Source organism: Streptomyces sp. ICC1 (genome assembly GCF_003287935.1).
Classification (GTDB): Bacteria; Actinomycetota; Actinomycetes; order Streptomycetales; family Streptomycetaceae; genus Streptomyces; species Streptomyces tritrimontium.
This window is the reverse complement of the sequence record NZ_CP030287.1, coordinates 8281386-8303336: the sequence shown is the minus strand read 5'-3', so window position 1 is coordinate 8303336 and position 21951 is coordinate 8281386. Positions and strand designations below refer to the sequence as shown.

At 72.1% G+C, this 21951-nt stretch carries 12 protein-coding genes and 5 pseudogenes; 9 read left to right on the top strand and 8 right to left on the bottom strand.

Annotated elements, in window-relative coordinates:
• Window positions 1-838: hypothetical protein (locus DRB96_RS43445; RefSeq protein WP_162689136.1), on the bottom strand; the 838-nt coding region annotated here is incomplete at its 3' end.
• Window positions 839-924: 86 nt separating this feature from the next.
• On the opposite strand from DRB96_RS43445, the gene DRB96_RS38885 reads away from it, so the two are divergent.
• On the top strand, window positions 925-3411 hold the full coding sequence (locus DRB96_RS38885; protein WP_112452627.1) for a helicase C-terminal domain-containing protein: 2487 nt from the start codon (window positions 925-927) through the stop codon (window positions 3409-3411).
• Window positions 3412-3540: 129 nt separating this feature from the next.
• Entirely contained in the window at window positions 3541-4137 is a 597-nt protein-coding gene (locus DRB96_RS38880; protein WP_112452626.1) for a DUF4291 domain-containing protein, read from the top strand.
• A 1310-nt stretch (window positions 4138-5447) separates the two neighbouring features.
• On the opposite strand, the pseudogene DRB96_RS38875 reads toward DRB96_RS38880, so the two are convergent.
• From DRB96_RS38875 to DRB96_RS38860, 4 genes and pseudogenes are all read right to left on the bottom strand, one after another.
• Window positions 5448-6416: pseudogene (locus tag DRB96_RS38875) on the bottom strand (alpha-amylase family glycosyl hydrolase); the annotation flags it as partial.
• Window positions 6417-6469: 53 nt separating this feature from the next.
• Window positions 6470-7261 carry a carbohydrate ABC transporter permease gene (locus DRB96_RS38870; protein ID WP_112454300.1) on the bottom strand — a complete coding sequence of 264 codons (792 nt, stop codon included), beginning with the start codon at window positions 7259-7261 and terminating at the stop codon, window positions 6470-6472.
• 128 nt (window positions 7262-7389) lie between these two features.
• The gene (locus DRB96_RS38865; RefSeq protein ID WP_112452625.1) at window positions 7390-8424 is read right to left on the bottom strand and encodes a sugar ABC transporter permease; all 1035 of its coding nucleotides are present in this window, start codon (window positions 8422-8424) and stop codon (window positions 7390-7392) included.
• A gap of 6 nt (window positions 8425-8430) precedes the next feature.
• Entirely contained in the window at window positions 8431-9705 is a 1275-nt protein-coding gene (locus tag DRB96_RS38860; protein WP_112452624.1) for an extracellular solute-binding protein, read from the bottom strand.
• Window positions 9706-9925: 220 nt separating this feature from the next.
• Between DRB96_RS38860 and DRB96_RS44045 the strand changes: the two are divergent.
• From DRB96_RS44045 to dnaE, 3 genes and pseudogenes are all read left to right on the top strand, one after another.
• A pseudogene (locus DRB96_RS44045) lies at window positions 9926-10903 on the top strand (alpha-amylase family glycosyl hydrolase); the annotation flags it as partial.
• Window positions 10897-11106 (top strand): annotated as a pseudogene (locus DRB96_RS45495) (glycosyltransferase family 1 protein); the annotation flags it as partial. The pseudogenes DRB96_RS44045 and DRB96_RS45495, both read left to right, overlap by 7 nt.
• Before the next feature lie 19 nt (window positions 11107-11125).
• Window positions 11126-14671: a DNA polymerase III subunit alpha gene (dnaE, locus tag DRB96_RS38855; RefSeq protein WP_112463490.1), complete on the top strand. Its 3546-nt coding sequence runs from the start codon at window positions 11126-11128 to the stop codon at window positions 14669-14671.
• Between the two features lie 67 nt (window positions 14672-14738).
• Here the strand turns inward: dnaE and DRB96_RS44040 are convergent, their stop codons facing one another.
• Entirely contained in the window at window positions 14739-14903 is a 165-nt protein-coding gene (locus tag DRB96_RS44040; RefSeq protein WP_204357925.1) for a hypothetical protein, read from the bottom strand.
• 233 nt (window positions 14904-15136) lie between these two features.
• Between DRB96_RS44040 and DRB96_RS38850 the strand changes: the two are divergent.
• Together DRB96_RS38850 and DRB96_RS38845 are read left to right on the top strand one after the other, a co-directional pair.
• A pseudogene (locus DRB96_RS38850) lies at window positions 15137-16369 on the top strand (NYN domain-containing protein); the annotation flags it as partial.
• Window positions 16370-16430: 61 nt separating this feature from the next.
• Window positions 16431-16625: pseudogene (locus tag DRB96_RS38845) on the top strand (MFS transporter); the annotation flags it as partial.
• 206 nt (window positions 16626-16831) lie between these two features.
• Here DRB96_RS38845 and DRB96_RS38840 read toward each other — a convergent pair.
• On the bottom strand, window positions 16832-18109 hold the full coding sequence (locus tag DRB96_RS38840) for a DUF4192 domain-containing protein (RefSeq protein ID WP_112463655.1): 1278 nt from the start codon (window positions 18107-18109) through the stop codon (window positions 16832-16834).
• A 153-nt stretch (window positions 18110-18262) separates the two neighbouring features.
• Between DRB96_RS38840 and DRB96_RS38835 the strand changes: the two genes are divergently transcribed.
• Window positions 18263-20422: a RecQ family ATP-dependent DNA helicase gene (locus DRB96_RS38835; protein WP_112452622.1), complete on the top strand. Its 2160-nt coding sequence runs from the start codon at window positions 18263-18265 to the stop codon at window positions 20420-20422.
• A gap of 215 nt (window positions 20423-20637) precedes the next feature.
• On the top strand, window positions 20638-21267 hold the full coding sequence (locus tag DRB96_RS38830) for a hypothetical protein (RefSeq protein ID WP_112452621.1): 630 nt from the start codon (window positions 20638-20640) through the stop codon (window positions 21265-21267).
• 165 nt (window positions 21268-21432) lie between these two features.
• Here the strand turns inward: DRB96_RS38830 and DRB96_RS38825 are convergent, their stop codons facing one another.
• Complete coding sequence (locus DRB96_RS38825; protein WP_112452620.1) at window positions 21433-21894, bottom strand: hypothetical protein; 462 nt, start codon at window positions 21892-21894, stop codon at window positions 21433-21435.
• Between the last annotated feature and the right edge of the window lie 57 nt (window positions 21895-21951).

Sequence of the window (21951 nt, the reverse complement as noted above, 5' to 3'; positions counted from 1 at the left end):
CAAAAAAAAAACCCCAGCGCCCGTCCTGCCGGCCCCACAGCCACACCACCGCTGCGGCGAACACCGCCCCCGGCAGCCCGAAGACGACCCACTTGCGCTCCGCGGGACCCAGCACCCGCGAGGCGTACGCGAGCAGCCAGCCCCCGGCGAGCAGCAGCCACTGGCCGGAGACCGCGCCGGCGACCAGCGCGACGGCGGCGAGCAGCAGGAACGCGTGCGGCTTCGGCCGCGGCCCGGCCGGAGCCTTCCCGGCGGCCTCGTCGGCGGCCTTCGCCTCGGCCTTCGCTTCCGCCCTCGCCCGCCGCCGCTCCTTCAGGAACCGCAGGAGGGTCGGCGGCCCCGCCGGTGCCTCCGGACCGCCCGGGCCGTCCTGCTGGTCCGCGTCCGCGTCCGCGTCCCCGGCGGGCTCCTTCGTCGCCGGCCGCTTGAACAGCTCCGGGATCTCGATCCCGCCCGCGAACCCCTCGACCGAGGACTCCGGCGCGACCCGCCACCAGTCGGGCTCCATCACCTCACCCTTGCCGAGCTCGTCGAGCCCGGCCAGGTGCGGCGGCGCGGCCCCGCGCTGCACCGGCACGGCCGGCGGCGCCTGCCCGGGGTCCGGCGGGCCCGCCGCCGACATCGTGCCGACGACCTCCTCCGGCGTGCCGATCCGCTCCAGGATGCGCCGCACCGCCGCCGGCGTCTCCGGCTCGTACCGCGCCCGCCGCCGGTCGATCTCGTCCCGCAACCCCGACACCAGCCGCATCCGGTCCCCCGACGACAGCTGGCGCCGCTGCGCCAAGTCCCCTACCCGGCTCAGATATTCGTAGACCAGATGGTCGCTCTCGATGCCCACGCCCCGGCTCCTCCCGTCCCGCCTGTTGCGAAGGTAGCGCGTGCGCCCGTGGAGCTGCCGAGGGCACAGCGGATACCGTTGGCCGGATGGGGACCGGCCGACTGACCGGCCGACGCGACCAGGAGGCGACGACCGTGCCTGACCCGAGCACCGCGGGAAGCGCTCCGCGCTCCCTCGCCGAAGCGCTGCGCTCCCGTGACGACGCGGGACTCGCCGCCCTCCTGCACGCCCGCCCGGACCTTTTGAACCCGGTGCCGGGGGACGTCACGCAGCTGGCGACGCGGGCCGGGACCCGGGCCTCCGTGGTGCGCGCGCTGGACCGCCTCGACCGGTTCGCCCTGCAGAGCGCCGAAGCCCTCGCGGTGGCCCCGGAGCCCTGCCCGTACGCCGTGCTGGAGTCGCTGCTCACCGGCGACACCGGGACCACGTCCGCCGCGGACAACGGGGCCCGCGCCGAGCTGCCCCGCGCGCTCGCGACCCTGCGCGAGCAGGCCCTCGTATGGGGCGACGAGCAGCGGCTGCGCCTGGTGCGCACCGCCCGCGAGCTGCTGGCGCCCGCCGCGTCCCGGCCCTCCCCCACCGGGCTCGGCCCGACCGTCGCCGAGGCCACCGCCGGCATGTCCCCGACCCGGATCCAGGAGATCGTGGCGGCCGTCGGGCTGCCCGCGACCCACGACCCGGTCTCCGCGGTGACCGCCCTGACGGGCCTGTTCACGGACCCCGTCCGGATGTCGGCGCTGCTCGACGAGGCTCCGGCCGAGGCCCACCAGGTGCTCGGGCGGCTCGTGTGGGGGCCGCCGTACGGGGAGGTCACCCCCCATCCGGCTCCTCCGGTGCGCTGGCTGCGCGACCGGGGCCTGCTGCTGCCCGCGTCGGCGCGGACGGTACTGCTGCCGCGCGAGGTGGCGCTGCACCTGCGCGGCGGGCTCGCGCACCGGGTGACGGAGCCGCTGGCCCCGGCCGTTCCCGCGCGCCGCGAGCACCGTCCACAGCTTGTGGACGCGAACGCGGCCGGCCAGGCGCTGGCCGCGCTGTCGACGGTCGAGGAGCTGGTGAAGTCCTGGGAGCACACCGGTCCGGCCGTGCTCCGGGCGGGCGGGCTCTCCGTACGGGACCTGAAGCGGGCCGCGGCCTCGCTGGACACCAACGAGCCCTCGGCGGCGTTCTGGATCGAACTGGCCTACGCGGCGGGCCTGCTGGCCAGTGACGGCGAGGCGGACGAGCGGTACGCGCCGACCCCCGCCTTCGACGGCTGGTGCGAACTGCCGCCCGCCGAGCGCTGGCCGGTGCTGGCGGCCGCTTGGCTGGCCGCCACGCGGACGGCCGGCCTGGTCGGCGAACAGGACACGAAGGGCCGCACCCTGTCGGTGCTCGGCCCGGAGCTGGACCGCTCGGCCGCCCCCGAGGTGCGCCGCCGCATCCTGCGCCTGCTCGCCGACCTGCCCGAGGGCGGCTCCCCGGACCCGGCGGCGCTCCTCGCCCGCCTCGCGTGGGAGCGCCCGGTACGCGGTACGAGCGAGCTGCGCGCCCGCCTCGCGCACTGGACGCTGACCGAGGCCGAGATCCTCGGCGTCACCGGCCGGGGCGCGCTCTCCGCGCCCGGCCGCGCCCTGCTGGAGGGCCGCGACCCGGCGCCGCTGCTCGCGCCGCTGCTGCCCGAGCCGGTGGACCACGTACTGCTCCAGGCCGACCTGACGGCGGTGGCCCCGGGACCGCTGCGCCGGCCGCTCGCCGAGGTGCTGGCCGTGCTCGCCGACGTGGAGTCCAAGGGCGGCGCCACGGTGTACCGGTTCACGCCCGGGTCGGTGCGCCGCGCCCTGGACGCCGGCCACACCGCCGTCGACCTGCAGGCGTTCCTCACCGAGCACAGCCGCACCCCGGTACCGCAACCGCTGTCGTACCTGATCGACGACGTGGCCCGGCGCCACGGGCACCTGCGGGTCGGCGCGGCCTCCTCGTACGTGCGCTGCGACGACGACGGCATGCTGAACGAGATCCTGGCCGACAAGCGCTCTTCGGGCCTGGGCCTGCGCCGGCTGGCGCCCACGGTGCTGGCCGCGCAGGCCGAACCGACCGCGCTGCTCGACGGGTTGCGGGCCATGGGGTACGCCCCGGCGGCGGAGTCCCGTACCGGTGACGTCCTCCTCGCGCGGGCCGACGCGCACCGCACGCCCGCGCGCTCGGCACCCGTCCCGGTGCCGGACGGGCCTCCGGTGCCGGACGCGACGCTGCTGGGGGCGGCCGTACGGGCCATCCGCGCGGGCGACATGGCGGCGACGGCGGTCCGCAAGGAGCCGGCCTCCTCCGCCTCCGGCGGGACCGGTGTCCCGGGCGAACTCCCGCGCACCAGCGCGGCGGAGACCCTGGCGACGGTGCAGGCGGCCGCGATGACCGGGTCGGCGGTGTGGATCGGCTACGTCAACGCCGACGGGGCGGCCAGCCAGCGCGTCATCGCCCCGGTGCGGGTGGAGGGCGGCTTCGTCACCGGCTACGACCACACGGCGGACGAGGTGCGGACGTACGCGCTGCACCGGATCACGGGCGTCGCGGAACTGGCGGAGGACCAGGTCTAGCCGCAGGAGCGGGTCCGGCCGCAGGAGCGGGTCCAGCCGCAGGAGCGGGTCCGGCCGCAGGACCAGGTCCGGCCGGGGGCCGGGGAAAATCCCTGGCCCCGGAGGGGGCCGGGTCCGCACCCTGGAGCCATGTCAGACATCCCCCGGCACCAGATCCGGGCCTCCCACACGGCCGACACCCTCACCGTGTACCAGGCGTACGGTCCCCGGTTGGGGCTGCCCGCCGCCCGGGACGGCCGCTTCCCGCCCGAGTGGAAGCGGGAGCGGATGACGTGGGTCAAGCCGTCGTTCCTGTGGATGATGTACCGCTGCGGCTGGGCCGCCAAGGCCGACCAGGAGACCGTCCTGGCCGTCGAGATCACCCGCGCCGGCTTCGACCGGGCGCTGCGCGACGCCTGCCTCTCCCACTACGTCCCGGCCGTGCACCGCGACCAGGCGGCCTGGAAGGAGGCGCTGCGGACCTCCGCCGCCCGCATCCAGTGGGACCCGGAGCGCGACCTGCACCTGAACCCGCTGCCGTACCGATCGCTCCAACTGGGGCTGTCCGGACCGGCCTCGCGGGCGTACGCCGACGAGTGGACGGTCTCGATCCGCGATGTGACCGCGCTGGCCCGGGAGATCCACGGGCTGCTCCGCGCCGGTGATCCGGAGGCGGCACGCGCCCTCCTCCCGGTGGAGACCCCGTATCCGGCGGGGCCGCTGGAGCACTTGATCGCACGGGACTAAACAGGGCGCGATCATTCCGCTATCTCCGCAGGTCAGACGGTGCGTGACGCTCTCAGGGGCCTGTTGCACGGCGGTGACATTCCGACGACGGATTGGAGATGTGGCCTGTGTGAAGATCAGTTCATCGCAGCAGCGACCGGGGGAAAGTAACCGGGCCGCCGGCGAGAACCAAGCTCCACCGGACCGGCGTCGAACCGCCGGCCACCTCGCTCGGCCGCTCCACCTCTGCTCTGCCTCTCGGCCACTCGGCCGCCACTGCCTTTAGCTCTTGATGATTCCTGGGGGAGTCCACCATGTCCGCTCGCACCATCGCCCTCCGCGCCGCCTCCGCCGCCACCGTCGTCGCCGCCATCGCCGGCACCGCCCTGATCCCCGCCACGGCCCACGCCGCCGAAGGCAACCCCAAGGCGCTGAAGACCACGATGAGCGCCCCGGTCCCCAGCGGCCCGCTGACCCGGGGCGGCGCGACGGAGACCTTCGAGCTGACGGTCGCCAACACGACGGACAAGACCTCCTCCTACCACCCCTGGATGCTCCTCGACCCGACCGGCGCCAGCCCCCTCCAGCAGAACGACGTCGTCTACAAGGTCGAAGCGGTCAACGCCCCGGCGACGGAGTACAAGATCCGGCAGCAGGACGGCGAGTGGCAGGGCCACTTCCACCCGGCCGGCAAGAACGGCGGCGAGGGCTTCGAGATCGCGGCCGGCGCGAAGATGACCTGGAAGGTCACCATCGGCCTCGGCGCGAGCTACCCGACCACCAACGGCGACTTCAAGCTGCGCGCCTCCTCCTACGCCAACGAGATCGCCGAGGGCGGCGAGGGCTCCCTGACCTTCAAGACGGGCCCGGAGACCAAGACCGGGAAGCTGGAGTCCTCCTACAAGAACATCGGTGCCTGCAAGGACATCGCCGGGCCCCAGTGCCGGGAGATGGACCTGACCTACCGCCTCACCGGAGACGGCGAGTTCGGCACGGCGCTCAACACCTGGGTGAAGAACGGCTTCGACGGCGTCAAGACCGAACTCCAGCTGGAAGCCCTGGTCGACGGCAAGTGGGAGAACCTGGGCACGCCGGGCGACGAGCACACCTTCAACCTGCCGCAGATCCCGAAGGGCTTCAGCGCGGCCTCCGGCGAGCGCGTCGTGCACCTGCGCGCCCGGCTCGGCGAGTGGACCCAGGTCAAGAAGACCATCGACATCAACCTGCAGACCGAGATCGGCCTGGCCGAGGGCAACACCTACGGCTTCGCGGGCGCCGAGGGCAAGTTCCAGCTCAGCCCGGCCACCGCGCCCACGCCCACCGCCCCCACGGCGCATCGCGTCCAGCGAGTCGTCGATGGTGGCGCGCAGTGCCCGCGCGTCCCATCCGGTGTTCAGGTAGTGGAAGTTGAAGGCCTGGTGCAGCTCGTCGGAGCGCAGGTACATGGCCGTGCGCTCGGCGCTGGGCGTCCACGCCTCGGCGACGCCGATGCGGTCGCCCGCGTACTCGTCGAGCACGGTGCGCCAGGAGCGGTAGATCTCGTGGACGCCGTCCTGGTCGAAGAAGGGCAGCACCTGGTTGCCGAGCAGCTTGAGCTGTCCGCCGCGGCCGAGGTCGGGCAGGCCGGGGGCCTTGACCAGGCCGTGGGCCACGTCGATGCGGAAGCCGTCGACGCCGAGGTCGAGCCAGAACCGCAGGATCGAGCGGAACTCGTCCTGGACGGCGGGGTGTTCCCAGTTGAAGTCGGGCTGTTCGGGGGCGAAGAGGTGCAGGTACCACTCCCCGTCGGCGACCCGGGTCCAGGCCGGCCCGCCGAAGATCGACTCCCAGTCGTTGGGCGGCTCGGTGCCGTCCTCGCCCGCTCCGGGCCGGAAGTGGAAGCGTTCGCGCAGCGGGGACCCCGGGCCCTCGCGGAGCGCCTGCTTGAACCATTCGTGCTGGTCGGAGCAGTGGTTGGGGACGAGGTCGACGATGATCCGCAGGTCCAGCGCGTGGGCTTCGCGGATCACGGCGTCGGCGTCGTGCAGGGTGCCGAACATCGGGTCGATGGCCCGGTAGTCGGCGACGTCGTAGCCGGCGTCGGCCTGCGGGGAGGCGTAGAAGGGGCTGAGCCACACGGCGTCGACGCCGAGTTCCTTGAGGTAGGGCAGGCGGCTGCGGATGCCTTCGAGGTCCCCCATGCCGTCCCCGTTGGAGTCGGCGAAGCTGCGCGGATAGACCTGGTAGATCACCGCTTCTCTCCACCAGCCGGGCAGGGTGCCGGTGGAGGTGGGGAGTGCGTCGGCGAGGTGCTGGGTCATGTCGTCCTTGGAGAGGTCGGGCCGGGCGGTAGGAGGGGCGGAGCGCGGGGTGGTCAGCCCTTGGTCGCGCCCGCCGTCATCCCGGCGACGAGGTGGCGCTGGGCGAAGACGAAGAAGAGTGCCGCGGGGATCGCGATGACGACCGAGGCGGCGGTCATCGGACCCCAGTTGGCGGTGTACTGGGTGACGAAGGTCTGCAGTCCGCCGGCCAGGGTGAGGTTCTCCTCGCCGGTCATGAAGGCGGAGGCGTACGCGACTTCGCCCCATGCGGTGATGAAGGAGTAGAAGCCGGTGACGGCGAGGCCGGGCTTGGCGAGCGGGAGGATCAGGCGCCAGAAGGTGCCGAAGGGGTTGAGCCCGTCGACGCGGCCGGATTCGTCGATCTCGACCGGGATGGTGTCGAAGAAGCCCTTCATCATCCAGGCGCAGAACGGCACGGCGATGGTCAGGTAGGTGACGATCAGGCCGAGCGGCTGGTTGAGCAGTCCCATCTGTCCCATGAGGTTGTAGAGCGGGACGATCAGGATGGCCATGGGGAACATCTGCGTGATGAGCAGGGTCCACATGAGGGGGCGCATGCCGGGGAACCTGAAGCGGCTGACGGCGTATCCGGTGGTGGCCGCGATGAACACGCCGAGGACGGTGGTGATGCCGGCGACGAGCACGGAGTTGCCGAACCAGGTGAAGAAGGAGGTCGACTCCACCAGGAAGCGGTAGTTCTCCAGGGTCGGGTCCTTGACGAAGTCCGTGCTGATGGCCTGCTTGGCGGGCTTGAGCGAGGTCAGCAGGACCCAGAGCACCGGGAAGACGGCGATCACGGACGCGGCGATGAGGGTGCCGTGCAGGCCGGCGGAGGCGAGCGGGGAGCGCTTGCCCCGCGGGCGGGTGGAGGCCGTGGTCGTGGAGGCCTTCGTCGTGGAAGCCTTCGTGGAGGCCGCCTTCGCGGCAGCCTTCGTGGAGGTCGTCGTCACGGTCACCACACCTCTCCCTGCTTGCGCAGCGAGCGCCGGTAGACCAGCGCGAAGATCATGAGCAGCAGGAGGATCAGGACGCCCCAGGTAGCGGAGCCGGCGAAGTCGCGCGGGCTCGTCACGAACGCCTCGCGGAAGGCCTGGGTGACCAGGATCTCGGTGGAGTCGCCCGGTCCGCCCCGGGTGAGCAGGAAGATCACCGGGAACATGTTGAAGGTCCAGATGGTGGAGAGCAGGATCACCGTCATGCTGACCGCGCGCAGTCCCGGCAGGGTGATGTGGCGGAACCGCTGCCAGGGGGTGGCCCCGTCCATCTCGGCGGCTTCGTAGAGCTCGCCGGGGATGGACTGCATGCCGCCGAGCAGGGCGACCATCATGAAGGGGACGCCGAGCCAGACGTTGACGGCGATGACCGAGAGCTTGGCCCAGGTCGGGTCGTCGAGCCACGGGACGGCGGTGATGCCGCCGCCTTCGAGAAGCTTGTTGAGGATGCCGTTGTCGCGGTTGAAGAGGAACCGCCAGGCGAAGACGGAGACGAATCCGGGGACGGCCCAGGGCAGGATGAGTGCCATCCGGTAGGCGGCGCGTCCCTTGAACTCGCGGTTGAGCATGGTGGCGAGGGCGAGGCCGAGCGCGAAGGTGATCGACACGCAGGCGACGGTCCACAGGACCGTCCACACCAGCCGCTGCAGGAACACCGGGTCGGCGAGGACGGTGGCGTAGTTGTCGAGTCCGACGAATTGGTACGTCGCCTCGATGTGGTTGGCGCCGATCGTACGGCCGACATTGCGCTCGGTGGCGTCGGTCAGCGACAGGTAGACGCCGCGGACGAGCGGCCAGCCGATGATCACGCCGAGGACGAGCACGACCGGGGCGACCATGGCCCAGGCGTACCAGTGGGTGGCGAGCGCGCGCCTGAGTCCAGGGCGGTTCCCGTTGTCAGTCCTGCGGCTCCGGCCGCGGGCGGCGGTGTCGGCGTCAGGACCGACCTCGCTGCCCGCGGCCTTCGCCACCGACTGGCTGGTGTGAGCAGCCATGTTTCGTTACTTCCAGCCCTTGAGGATCTTGCGGAATTCGGCGCCGGACGCCTTGGCCGCGTCCTCCGGGCTCGTCGCCCCGGTGATGGCCTTGGTGTATTCGACCTTGAGCGGCTCGAAGAGGGAGCCGTTCTCCGGGATCCAGGCGCGCTCGACGGCCTTGTCGACGGCCGGCTTGAAGAACTGGACCATCTCGCTGGACTTGACGTCGGGCTGCTCGTAGGCGGCGGTCCGGGTCGGGAGCAGGCTCAGCTCCTTGGCGGACTGGACCTGCACCTCCTGCGAGGTCATGTAGTCGACGAAGGCCTGCGCGGCGGTGATGTTCTTGGAGCCCGCGTAGACGGCGAGGTCGTGGCCGCCCTGCGGGGCGCCCGCCTTGACGGAGCCGGCCGGGACGGCGGCGATGCCGAGGTTGGCCTTGTCCTTGAACTGGTCGCCCGCGTAGGTGTCGGCCACGGCCCAGGGGCCGTTGATCATCATGGCGGCCTCGCCCGACTTGAAGGCGGTCTGCATGTTGGTCCAGCCGTCGGTGGCGTTGGTGATCGCCGCGCCGGAGGCGACCAGGTCGCGGGCGGCCTTGAAGGCCTTGACGCCCGCCGGGTTGTCGACGGTGACCGTCTTGGTCTTCGCGTCGACGAGGTCGCCGCCCTCTCCGTAGATGAGCGGCAGGAACCAGTACGAGTCGTCGCCGCGCAGGTAGAGGCCGGCCTTGCCGGTCTTGGCCTTGATGGCGGCGGCGGCGGTCTTCAGCTCCTCCAGCGTCTTGGGGGGCTGGACGCCGGCGTCGGCGAGCATCTTCTTGTTGTAGAAGAGGCCCATGGTGTCGATGACCTGCGGGATGCCGTAGGTCTTGCCCTCGTACTTGCCGCTGGCCGCGGCCTGGGGCAGGAATTCGGCGTCGACCTTCTTGGCCGTGTCGGCCGGGACCTCGGCGAGGTAGCCGAGCGAGGCGAAGTCCGCGACCCAGCCGACGTCGGCACGGATCACGTCCGGGGCCTCGGAGCCGCTGCTGAAGGCGTTCTTGACCTTGTTCTGCGCGTCGCCGTAGGGGACGTTGACGTACTTGACGGTCACCTTGGGGTGCTTGGCGGTGAACGCCTCGGCGATCTTCTGGAAGGACGCCTTCTCGGCGTCGTTCGAGGTGTCCCACCACGTGACCGTGCCGGAGAGCTCCCCGCCGGCCTTGGCGCCGCCGTCCGCGTCCTTGGTGTCACCGCCGCAAGCCGTCGCCGCGAGCGCCAGAGCCGCGACCAGCGCGGTGGCCGCTATGCCACGCCGCATATGAACTCCTTCGATGATTCCGGCCGCGCCTCGCGGTCCCGAGTTGCCGAGAACGTAACAAGCCTGAAAGCCGTCCGAAAGAGCTTGCGGCAATTTTCTGCAAGAGACGCTGATCGTTACATCTGCGTGTCCGTACGGTTGCCGCAGCTTGCTGTTAGTTCGAACCGTCTTCGACTGTCCGGGCCCGCAACCAGCGGGCGCGTACTCGCGTTGACCCGATATGACCCATGAGTTGACGGCGAACCGGCTTGCAAGAGCTTCCAGCAACGCCACCGCGAGCGGCGGCTGGTGGCGCGATGCCGTCATCTACCAGGTGTACGTGCGCTCCTTCGCCGACAGCGACGGCGACGGCGTCGGGGACCTGCGCGGGGTCCGCGAGCGCCTCCCCCACCTGGCCCGGCTCGGGGTCGACGCGGTGTGGCTGACCCCCTTCTACGTCTCCCCCCAGGCGGACGGCGGCTACGACGTCGCCGACTACCGGGCCGTCGACCCGCTCTTCGGGGACCTCTCCGACGCCGACGCCCTCGTCCGCTCCGCCCACGCGCTGGGTCTGCGCGTCATCGTGGACGTGGTGCCGAACCACACCTCCGAGGAGCACCCCTGGTTCCGGGCGGCCCTGGCCGGCGCTCCCGGGGCCCGGGACCTCTACCACTTCCGCCCCGGGCGCGGCCCCGGCGGCGCCGCGCCGCCCAACGACTGGGAGTCCGTCTTCGGCGGGCCGGCCTGGACCCGGGTCGCCGACGGGGAGTGGTACCTGCACCTCTTCGCCCCCGAGCAGCCCGATCTGAACTGGGACCGCCCGGAGGTCGCCGAGGAGTTCTCCTCCGTCCTGCGGTTCTGGCTCGACCTCGGCGTCGACGGCTTCCGCGTCGACGTGGCCCACGGCATGGTCAAGGCCCCGGGGCTGCCGGACATCGGCCGCGGCGCACAGGCCACGCTGATCGGCACCGAGCCGCTCCCCTTCTTCGATCAGGACGGGGTCCACGAGATCCACCGCTCCTGGCGGCGGCTGCTCGACTCCTACGAGGGCCCGCGGATCGGGGTCGCCGAGGCCTGGGCGCCCACCTCGGAGCGGCTCGCGCTGTACGTCCGCCCCGACGAGCTGCACCAGGCCTTCAACTTCCGGTTCCTGAACTGCCCGTGGGACGCGGCGGCGATGCGGACCGTCGTAGACGAGTCGCTGGCCGCCGCCTCCTCCTCGTCCAGGCGCTCGCGAAGCTTCGCACCGAACACCCTGACCCCCACCCCTTCGTCTTCGCCAAGCGCGCCGAGAACGGCCCGCTCGCCCCCGCCCTCGAGCCGTACGGCCCCCAGGACGCCGTCCGATTCGCCAAGGGCATCCCCGACGCCGAACCCGACGACCTCGCGCGCAGCGCGCAGGTTGGCTGCCGCCCCTCTCTCCCCGCCGGAGGCCCCCACCGTGACCAAGACGCCGTTCACGCACCTGCACGTCCACACCCAGTACTCCCTGCTGGACGGTGCCGCGCGGCTCAAGGACATGTTCAACGCGTGCAACGAGATGGGCATGACGCACATCGCCATGTCCGACCACGGCAACCTGCACGGGGCCTACGACTTCTTCCACACGGCGAAGAAGGCCGGGGTCACGCCGATCATCGGCATCGAGGCCTACGTCGCCCCGGAGTCCCGGCGCAACAAGCGGCGCATCCAGTGGGGCCAGCCCCACCAGAAGCGCGACGACGTCTCCGGTTCCGGCGGCTACACGCACAAGACGATCTGGGCGGCGAACTCCACCGGCCTGCACAACCTCTTCCGGCTGTCCTCCGACGCGTACGCCGAGGGCTGGCTCACGAAGTGGCCGCGCATGGACAAGGAGACCATCTCCCAGTGGTCCGAAGGCCTGATCGCCTCCACCGGCTGCCCCTCCGGTGAGCTGCAGACCAGGCTGCGCCTCGGCCAGTTCGACGAGGCCCTGAAGGCCGCCTCCGAATACCAGGACATCTTCGGCAAGGACCGGTACTTCCTGGAGCTGATGGACCACGGCATCGAGATCGAGCGCCGGGTCCGCGACGGGCTGCTGGAGGTCGGCAAGAAGCTCGGCATCCCGCCGCTGGTCACCAACGACTCGCACTACACGTACGCGCACGAGTCGGCCGCGCACGACGCCCTGCTGTGCATCCAGACCGGCAAGAACCTCTCCGACCCGGACCGCTTCCGCTTCGACGGTACCGGCTACTACCTCAAGTCCACGGAGGAGATGTACGCCGTCGACTCCTCGGACGCCTGGCAGGAGGGGTGTCGCAACACCCTCCTGGTGGCCGAGCAGATCGACACCACCGGCATGTTCGAGGCCAAGAACCTCATGCCGAAGTTCGAGATCCCCGAAGAGGGCTACACCGAGATCACCTGGTTCAAGGAGGAGGTGCGGCGCGGCATGGCCCGCCGCTACCCGGGAGGTGTTCCCGAGGACCGGCAGAAGCAGGCCGAGTACGAGCTGGACGTCATCATCCAGATGGGGTTCCCGGGCTACTTCCTCGTCGTCGCCGACTTCATCATGTGGGCCAAGAACCAAGGCATCGCGGTGGGCCCCGGCCGTGGCTCCGCCGCCGGCTCGATCGTCGCCTACGCCATGGGCATCACCGACCTCGACCCGATCACCCACGGCCTGATCTTCGAGCGGTTCCTGAACCCCGAGCGCGTCTCCATGCCCGATGTCGACATCGACTTCGACGAGCGCAGGCGCGTCGAAGTGATCCGGTACGTGACCGACAAGTACGGCGACGACAAGGTCGCCATGATCGGCACGTACGGAAAGATCAAGGCGAAGAACGCCATCAAGGACTCCGCCCGGGTCCTCGGCTACCCGTACGCCATGGGCGACCGGCTCACCAAGGCGATGCCCGCCGACGTCCTCGGCAAGGGCATCGACCTCAACGGCATCACCGACCCCTCGCACCCGCGCTACGGCGAGGCGGGCGAGATCCGGGCGATGTACGAGAACGAGCCGGACGTGAAGAAGGTCATCGACACCGCCCGCGGCGTCGAGGGCCTGGTCCGCCAGATGGGCGTGCACGCCGCCGGCGTGATCATGTCCAGCGAGCCGATCGTCGACCACGCTCCGGTCTGGGTGCGGCACACGGACGGCGTGACCATCACACAGTGGGACTACCCGCAGTGCGAGTCGCTCGGCCTGATCAAGATGGACTTCCTCGGGCTGCGCAACCTCACGATCATGGACGACGCCGTCAAGATGGTGAAGGCCAACAAGGGGATCGACCTCGATCTCCTCGGCCTGCCGCTCGACGATCCCAAGACGTACGAGCTGCTCTGCCGCGGTGACACCCTCGGCGTCTTCCAGTTCGACGGCGGGCCCATGCGCTCCCTGCTGCGCCTGATGAAGCCCGACAACTTCGAAGACATCTCCGCCGTGTCCGCCCTGTACCGGCCGGGCCCGATGGGCATGAACTCCCACACGAACTACGCCCTGCGCAAGAACAAGCAGCAGGAGATCACCCCGATCCACCCGGAGCTGGAGGAGCCGCTCAGGGAGATCCTCGGCGTCACCTACGGCCTCATCGTCTACCAGGAGCAGGTCCAGAAGGGCGCCCAGATCATCGCCGGCTACTCGCTCGGCGAGGCCGACATCCTGCGCCGCGTGATGGGCAAGAAGAAGCCCGAGGAACTGGCGAAGAACTTCGTCATCTTCGAGGCGGGAGCCAAGGCCAAGGGCTTCAGCGACCAGGCGATCAAGGCGCTGTGGGACGTCCTGGTCCCCTTCGCCGGCTACGCCTTCAACAAGGCCCACTCGGCCGCGTACGGCCTGGTCTCCTACTGGACCGCCTACCTCAAGGCCAATTTCCCGGCCGAGTACATGGCGGGTCTGCTCACTTCGGTCAAGGACGACAAGGACAAGTCCGCGATCTACCTGAACGAGTGCCGCCGGATGGGCATCAAGGTGCTCCTGCCGAACGTGAACGAGTCGGAGCCCAACTTCGCCGCCCAGGGCGACGACGTGATCCTCTTCGGCCTCACCGCGGTGCGCAACGTCGGCACCAACGTCGTGGAGTCGATCATCAAGAGCAGGAAGGCGAAGGGGAAGTACTCCTCCTTCCCCGACTTCCTGGACAAGGTCGAGGCCGTCGTCTGCAACAAGCGCACCGTCGAGTCCCTGATCAAGGCCGGCGCCTTCGACGAGATGGGCCACACCCGCAAGGGCCTGGTCGCCCACCACGAACCGATGATCGACAACGTGGTCGCCGTCAAGCGCAAGGAGGCCGAGGGGCAGTTCGACCTCTTCGGCGGAATGGGTGACGAGAGCGCGAGCGACGAGCCCGGATTCGGCCTCGACGTGGAGTTCTCCGACGTCGAGTGGGAGAAGTCCTACCTGCTCGCCCAAGAGCGCGAGATGCTCGGCCTCTACGTCTCCGACCACCCGCTCTTCGGCCTGGAGCACGTCCTCTCCGACAAGACCGACGCCGGCATCTCCCAGCTCACCGGCGGCGAGCACTCCGACGGCGCCGTCGTCACCATCGGCGGCATCATCTCGGGCCTCCAGCGCAAGATGACCAAGCAGGGCAACGCCTGGGCCATCGCCACCGTCGAGGACCTCGCCGGCTCCATCGAGTGCATGTTCTTCCCCGCGACCTACCAGCTCGTCTCCACGCAGCTGGTCGAGGACACCGTCGTCTTCGTCAAGGGACGCCTCGACAAGCGCGAGGACGTCCCCCGGCTGGTCGCCATGGAGATGATGGTCCCCGACCTGTCGAACGCCGGCACCAACGCCCCGGTCGTCCTCACCATCCCCACCGTCAAGGTCACCCCGCCGATGGTGACCCGGCTGGGCGAGATCCTGCGCCACCACCAGGGCAACAGCGAGGTGCGGATCAAGCTCCAGGGGCCGCGCACCACCACCGTGCTCCGCCTCGACAAGCACCGGGTCAAGCCCGACCCCGCGCTCTTCGGCGACCTCAAGGTGCTCCTCGGCCCGTCCTGCCTGGCCGGATAGCCGCAGCGGTACGCGGGAAGGGCCCGCCCCGGTCGACCGGGGCGGGCCCTTCCCGTACGTGGAGGCCTCAGTTGTGGCCGAACTTCTTCTCCTTGCGCTTGCCCGCCATCTGCAGCGGGCTCGGCGCCGCCGAGGTGGTGGGCGAGGATTCCATCGAACTCTTCGCCGGATCCTGTGCAGCCGAGCGGTCCTCGGACTTGGCAGGCTGCTGGCGGTTCTTGTTCTTGGCCATGGGGAGCCTCCGTGGGGGGTCTAGGGGCCAGGGCCGCCTTCACACTCACACAACGCCGCATACGGCGCATTTTGGATCATTACCCCGCGTAGTCGGCCGCCTTCCCGGACGCCCCCGTGAGATCCGCCACGCCGATGATCGAGTTCCGGCCGTCAACGCCCTTGTGGTCGGGCAGACTCGGGGGACCCGCCGAGAAACACACCAGAGGACCCCCAGGGAAGAGGGTGGTACGCGTGGACCGCTGCGTCGTCCTGGTGGACGCCGGCTATCTGCTGGGCGCCGCCGCCAGCCTTCTCGCAGGGGAGCCCTCACGCTCCCGCATCACCGTGGACCATGCCGCCCTCATCCAGGGCCTGCGCGAGCGGGCCGAGGCGGACACCGAGCAGCCGCTCCTGCGGATCTACTGGTTCGACGGCGCACCCGACCGGGTCCCCCAGCCCGAGCACCGCCGGCTGCGCGTCATGCCCCGCGTCACCGTCCGGCTCGGCGCCCTGACCCGCAGCGACGGCCGCTGGGCCCAGAAGGGCGTCGACGCGGCCATGCACGCCGAGCTCACCGAGCTGGCCCGCAACCGCGCCTGCTCGGACGTCGTACTCGTCACCGGCGACGGAGACCTGCTGCCCGGGCTGATGTCGGCCAAGGAGCACGGGGTCGCCGTCCACCTGTGGGCCGTCCAGGCCGCCGACGGCGACTACAACCAGTCCGAGGACCTCGTCGCCGAAGCCGACGAGCGCCGCGTCCTGGACCGCACCTGGATCACCCGCGCCGTCCGCGCCCGCGACCTCACCGGACTCTGCGCCCCGCCGCCCGCGCCGCGCCCCGAGATCGCCGCCATCCTCTCCGCCCCGCTGCCCGAGGCCGCCCTCGCCGAGGCCGCGCGCGGCAACGGCAACCGCCCGCCGGCGCCCGTGGAGCCCGAGGAAGGCGGCGTACCCGCCCCCGCGTCGCCCGCCACCGCCAACGGCAAGACCGTCCCCACCCCGAAGGACCTCGCCGGCGCCCTGCGCGCCCCCGGCGCCGCCCCCGCGGCGGTCTCGGGCCTCGGGTCCGCCCCGGCCGGCAGCGCCCTGCGCTGGTCCTCCGACAAGGGCTGGATCGACCGCGCGGGGCCGCTCGGCGAGCCCGCCGAGACCGCCTCGCTGCCCACCCTCGCCCAGCTCACCTCCGCCGAGCAGCGCTGGGCGGACCGCGAGGAGGACATCACCACCGTCGGCGGCGACCCCTTCGAGGTCGGCCAGGTCTTCGCCCGGCGCTGGATGGAACGGCTCCCGGAGACCGTGCACCTGCAGAAGCTCGCCACCATGTACCCGCGGATCCCGCACCGGATCGACGGAGAGCTGCTGCGCTACGCCGCCCGGTTCGGGCTCCTCGCCCACAAGGACGACCAGATCGACGAGCACGACCGCTACGCCATCCGGGCCGGATTCTGGCGCGAGATCGACGTACGGGCGGCCGCCGAACACGTGGCCGCCTCCGGAGGGGCTCCCGCGCAGGTCCCCGCGGTCCCCGCGGCCCCGGCCCCGGCCTGTGGGCCGGCGCCGGGTCCTGCTCCTCGGCTACGGGCTCTTCGGCGCGGCCTCGGCCGTCGCCGCCCTCGCCGACAGCGCCCAGATCCTCATCGCCGCCCGCGCCCTGCTCGGCGTCGGCGGCGCGACGATCATGCCGGCCACCCTGTCGATCCTGCGCCAGGTCTTCCCCGACCGGCGCGGCCGGGCCCTGGCCGACGGCCACTGGCCGACGGCCACTGGACCGCCCTCGCCCCCGACGGCCACCCCCGGCCGGACACCGCTCCCTCCGGCGGCCCGGCCCGCCCCGCCCGGCTCCGCGAGGATTCCTCCCCCGCTCCAGGACCTGATCCCGGCTCCGGTCCCGGCCCGAGGCCACCCTCGAGACCAGCCTCGGGACCCGCCTCAGGACCCGCTCCCGCTTCACTGCCCGCTCCCCGCGGTGCGGCCGGACTCGCGGCGGACCGTCCGGCTCCGGCGGCCGGGCGGCCTGGTGGCACCCCGGCGGGAGCCGCCCTGCGCACGTCCCCGGCGCGGCTCCCGCCTGCGCCGCTCCTCCCGCAGGCACTCCCGCAGCCCCTCCGGGTCGATCCCCTCGTTGCAGGCGTGGTGGAGCAGCTGCGCGAAGCGGTACCCGTCGTCCGCGCGCAGCGCCAGCCCCAGCGCGACCCGGGCGGTCGGCTCGTCGCCGGTGGACCAGGAGACCCAGCCGGCCAGGGTGAGCGGGGCCGCCGCGTGCTCCCCGTAGGCACCGACACAGCGCCGGGCCAGTGCCCGCCACAGCCGCAGGGCCGGAGCCGCCTCCTCGTCCTCCATCCACTCGGCGGCGATGTCGCGGATCTCGCGGTCCTGGAGGCCGAGGATGAGCGAGGCGGCCTCCTCGTGGCCGAGCAGCGCGTCGTCCCAGTCGTCCGCGCGGGAGCCGGCTTCGGCCGGCGGGGCCAGCGTCATGCGCTGCATCAGCGCCCGGGCGAGCAGGACGGTCTCGGCGCCCACCTCCTCCCGGGTGGCCCCGTCGAGGATCTTCGGGACCAGGGCCGCGGCGGCCCGGTCCAGGGCACCTTCCATCTCCTCTGCGTCCTTTCCGCGCAACGGGGTGAGCCTGCGCTCGATCTCCCGGAGGGAACCCCGCACCTGCAGCCCGGCGAAGGTGGCCGCCGCGGCCATCACCGAGCTGCCGGGCACGGCCAGCACGGTGCCCTCCGCGGGACAACACCGCGCGTCCGGGCAGCAGTAGGACCAGTACCGCCCGGCGGAGAGGCACAGGGCCTCGAGCACGGGAACGTCCAGCGCCCCGCAGGAGAGCCGGATCCGCTGGGCGAGCGGTCGCAGCCGGGTCATCACCCGCTGCCCGCTCTCGTCCCCGCCGGGGTCCTGGCAGAGGAAGACGATGACGCCGTCGGGCTTGGTGCCACGGCGCTCGCTGCCGTGGATCAGGCAGTCGGCGACCTGCCGGGCGGTGTCCTCCCACTCCTCCGGGGTGTGGGGGATGCCGACCCGGAGCCGGCCGCCGAAGCGGCCGCCCTCGCCGTGGACGGCGACCATGACGAGGGAGTCGGTCGGGTGGAAGCCGAGCATGTAGGGCAGCGCGTCGGCCAGTTCGGCCGGGCTGCGCAGGGTGATCCGGGAGGCGTCGGCGGCTCCGGACGGGCCGGCGGAAGGCCGGTCGGACGGGGTGCGTGCTTCGTGGTTGTTCGTCATGTCCCGAAGGTCTCGTGCCCGACCGGATCCGGAAACCCCTGTGGATAACTCCCGGGCCGGCCCCGGACTGACGCCCAACAAGTCCACCCTTCAACATCCACAGGCACAGAGCGGCATTCGCGGTATGTCAGAGCCATCGGGTTGCATGGGGGCATGAACGCAGACCTGAGGTCCTCGGCCGACTCCGTACTAGCCCGCCTCGTGGGCGACCCCACGGGGACCGCGAAGCTGCGCGAGGACCAGTGGCGGGCGATCGAGGCCCTCGTCGCGGACAAGCGCCGCGCCCTGGTGGTGCAGCGCACCGGCTGGGGCAAGTCCGCCGTGTACTTCGTGGCCACCTCGCTGCTGCGGGCGGCCGGTGCCGGACCCACGGTGATCGTCTCCCCGCTGCTCGCGCTGATGCGCAACCAGGTGGAGGCCGCCGCGCGGGCCGGGATCCACGCCCGGACCATCAATTCGGCCAACCCCGAGGATTGGGAGTCGATCCAGGCCGAGATCGCCGCGGGCGAGGTCGACGTCCTCCTGGTGAGCCCGGAGCGGCTCAACAACCCCGACTTCCGCGACCAGGTGCTTCCCAAGCTCTCCGCCGCGACCGGTCTGCTCGTGGTGGACGAGGCCCACTGCATCTCGGACTGGGGGCACGACTTCCGCCCCGACTACCGCCGTCTGCGCACCATGCTGGCCGATCTGCCGCCGGGCGTCCCGGTCCTGGCCACGACCGCCACCGCCAACGCCCGCGTGACCGCCGACGTGGCCGAGCAGCTCGGCACCGGGGCCGGGACGGACGCCCTCGTCCTGCGGGGCCCCCTGGACCGCGAGAGCCTCAGCCTGGCGGTGCTCACGCTGCCCGACGCTGCCCACCGGCTGGCCTGGCTCGCCGACCACCTCGGCGACCTCCCCGGCTCCGGGATCATCTACACCCTGACGGTGGCCGCCGCCGAGGAGGTCACCGCGTACCTGCGCCACCGCGGGCACACGGTCTCCTCGTACACCGGCAAGACGGAGAACGCCGACCGCGAGCAGGCGGAGAACGACCTCCAGGCCAACCGGGTCAAGGCCCTGGTGGCCACCTCGGCCCTCGGCATGGGCTTCGACAAGCCCGATCTCGGTTTCGTCGTGCACCTCGGCTCGCCCTCCTCCCCCATCGCCTACTACCAGCAGGTCGGCCGCGCCGGCCGCGGCGTGGAGCACGCCGAGGTCCTGCTGCTGCCGGGGCGCGAGGACGAGGCGATCTGGCAGTACTTCGCCTCCGTCGCCTTCCCGCCGGAGCAGCAGGTGCGCCGCACGCTCGAGGTGCTGGCCGAGGCCCGCCGGCCGCTGTCCCTGCCCGCCCTGGAGCCGCTGGTCGACCTGCGTCGCACCCGGCTGGAGACCATGCTCAAGGTCCTCGACGTCGACGGCGCCGTGCACCGCGTCAAGGGCGGCTGGACCTCGACCGGCGAGCCGTGGGTGTACGACACCGAGCGCTATGCCTGGGTGGCCCGGCAGCGAGCCGCCGAGCAGCAGGCCATGCGGGACTACGCGGCGGCCACCGGCTGCCGCATGGAGTTCCTGCGCCTCCAGCTCGACGACGAGGAGGCCGCGCCCTGCGGCCGGTGCGACAACTGCGCGGGGGCCCGGTTCACGGCGGAGGTCTCCGGGGCCGCGCTGGACACCGCCCGCGGGGAGCTGGACCGCCCGGGCGTGGAGCTGGAGCCCCGCAAGATGTGGCCGACGGGTCTCGCCGCGGTGGGCGTGGACCTCAAGGGCCGGATCCCGGCGGGCGAGCAGGCTTCGACGGGCCGTGCGCTGGGGCGGCTCTCCGACATCGGCTGGGGCAACCGGCTGCGCCCGATGCTCGCGCCCGGGGCGCCCGACCAGCCGGTTCCGGACGATGTGGCTCAGGCCGTCGTGACGGTGCTGGCCGACTGGGCCCGCGGCCCCGGCGGCTGGGCCTCGGGGGCTCCGGACGCGCCCGGGCGCCCGGTCGGAGTCGTCGCGCTGCCCTCGCGCGGCCGCTCCCGGCTCGTCGGCTCGCTGGCCGCGCGGATCGCGGAGATCGGGCGGATGCCCCTGCTCGGCACGATCGCCTACACGGACCAGGCACCGGAGTTCGGCCTGCCCTCCTCGAACAGCGCCCAGCGGGTGCGCGGCCTCCACCAGGCCTTGACCGTTCCGCCGGAACTCGCCGCGATCCTGAAGGAGACCGCGGGTCCCATCCTCCTCGTCGACGACCGCGCCGAGAGCGGATGGACCCTCGCGGTCTCCGCGCGGCTGCTGCGGCGAGCGGGCGCCAAGGCGGTGTTTCCGCTGGTACTGGCGCTTCAGCCGTAGCCGAATGAGTCATCTTCGGCGTGACGGGGCAAGGATATGAACGGCATACCGGCGAATTCCGGTCGGCGGCGTCAATTGCTCGTTGCCGCATGCTCACGGGCCACGCGAGAATTGCAGTGCTCCCGCTCGGCCCGACGGCGCCCTCCTGGGCCGCGCCGCGGTGTGCCCGCACTCCAGCTGTGCCCGTTCGCGGGCGTGTACCCGAAGGGAGGACCGTGACCTTCGGATTCGCCCCGCCCTCGACCACGTCCCTGACCACGGCCACCGGCGGCGCCAGCCGGCACGGCCGGCTGCTGGAACCCTCCGAGTGGACGGCGTCGGGCGTCCCCCTGCTGCGCAACCCCCGCGAGGTAGTCAGCGGTCTGCACTCGCGGCACAGCCCGGTGCCGTCCACCGCGGTGATCGCCGTGCTCGGACCCGAGGAGCGGCTCGTCGCGAGCGCCTCCTTCGTTCAGCGCTCGGCCTCGGCCGACGGCTGGGAGTACCGCAACGCCCTGCTCTCGCGCCTGCGCCGGGTCATCCCGCACGACCTGCGGCGGCGGACCCCCGTGCGGACCGCGGTGTTGCTGTACTGCCGCGACGGCGACGAGCGGTGGACCGAGGAGGACGGCGCCTGGATGTGGGGGCTGCGGGATGCCTGCACCCTGCACGGGCTGCGCTGCGGCGCGTACATCACGCTGACCCGCGGCGGCTGGCAGGTCCTGGGCGAGGGCCGCGGCGGCCGTCGGCCCAGCTCGGACTCGCGGCCCGAGCGCCTCGGCGAAACGGCCGCCGAGTTCGCCCCGCTCGCCCTGCGCACCGGCGGCGGAGCCGCGGAGGCCCTGCGCCGCACGGCCGCCCGCTGAAATCCGTACGGCCGCCCGCTGAAACCGTACGGGCACCGGTCCTGCGCGCGGGCACGCCCAACGGCCGTACACCCGGAATCGGGCGTACGGCTGGTCAGGCCTCGGACTTCGGCAGGGCCGGCTGTGCGCCCACCCCGCCCCTCGACCGTGCGGGAGTACGGGGCGTCAGACGCCCGCACCCAGCACGGAGTTGATCTGCTCCGTTTCGCCGCACACGATCAGCAGCGCACCGGCCCGCGCGAGCGCGACCGGCACGGCCGCGGTGACCGCGTCGACCGGTCCGCCGTTGGCCGCGAAGACCACGACGGGGCGGCCGGCGGCACGCTGGACCTGCGCCGCGTCCGCGTAGAAGACGTCGTCCCCGGCATCGTGCAGGGCCCAGTACGCGGCCTCGCCGAAGGACAGCTCGTGCGCGGCCCACGGGTGCGGGTCGCCGGTGGTGAGCACCAGGATGTCGCCGGGCGCGCGCCCGGTGTCGAGCAGCAGGTCCACGGCCTCTTCGGCCGCGTCCAGCGCGCCCTCGGCGGACGCGGGGATCAGCTGGACCTGCGGTACCGCCGCCGAGACGGACGGCGTGGCGGCAGCTGCGGGAACGGGCCCGGGTGCGGCCTGCGGCGCACGCTGCACGGGCGGTACGGGACGGGGGGCACTCCCCGCTGCGGGGGCTGTCGCTTATACACATCC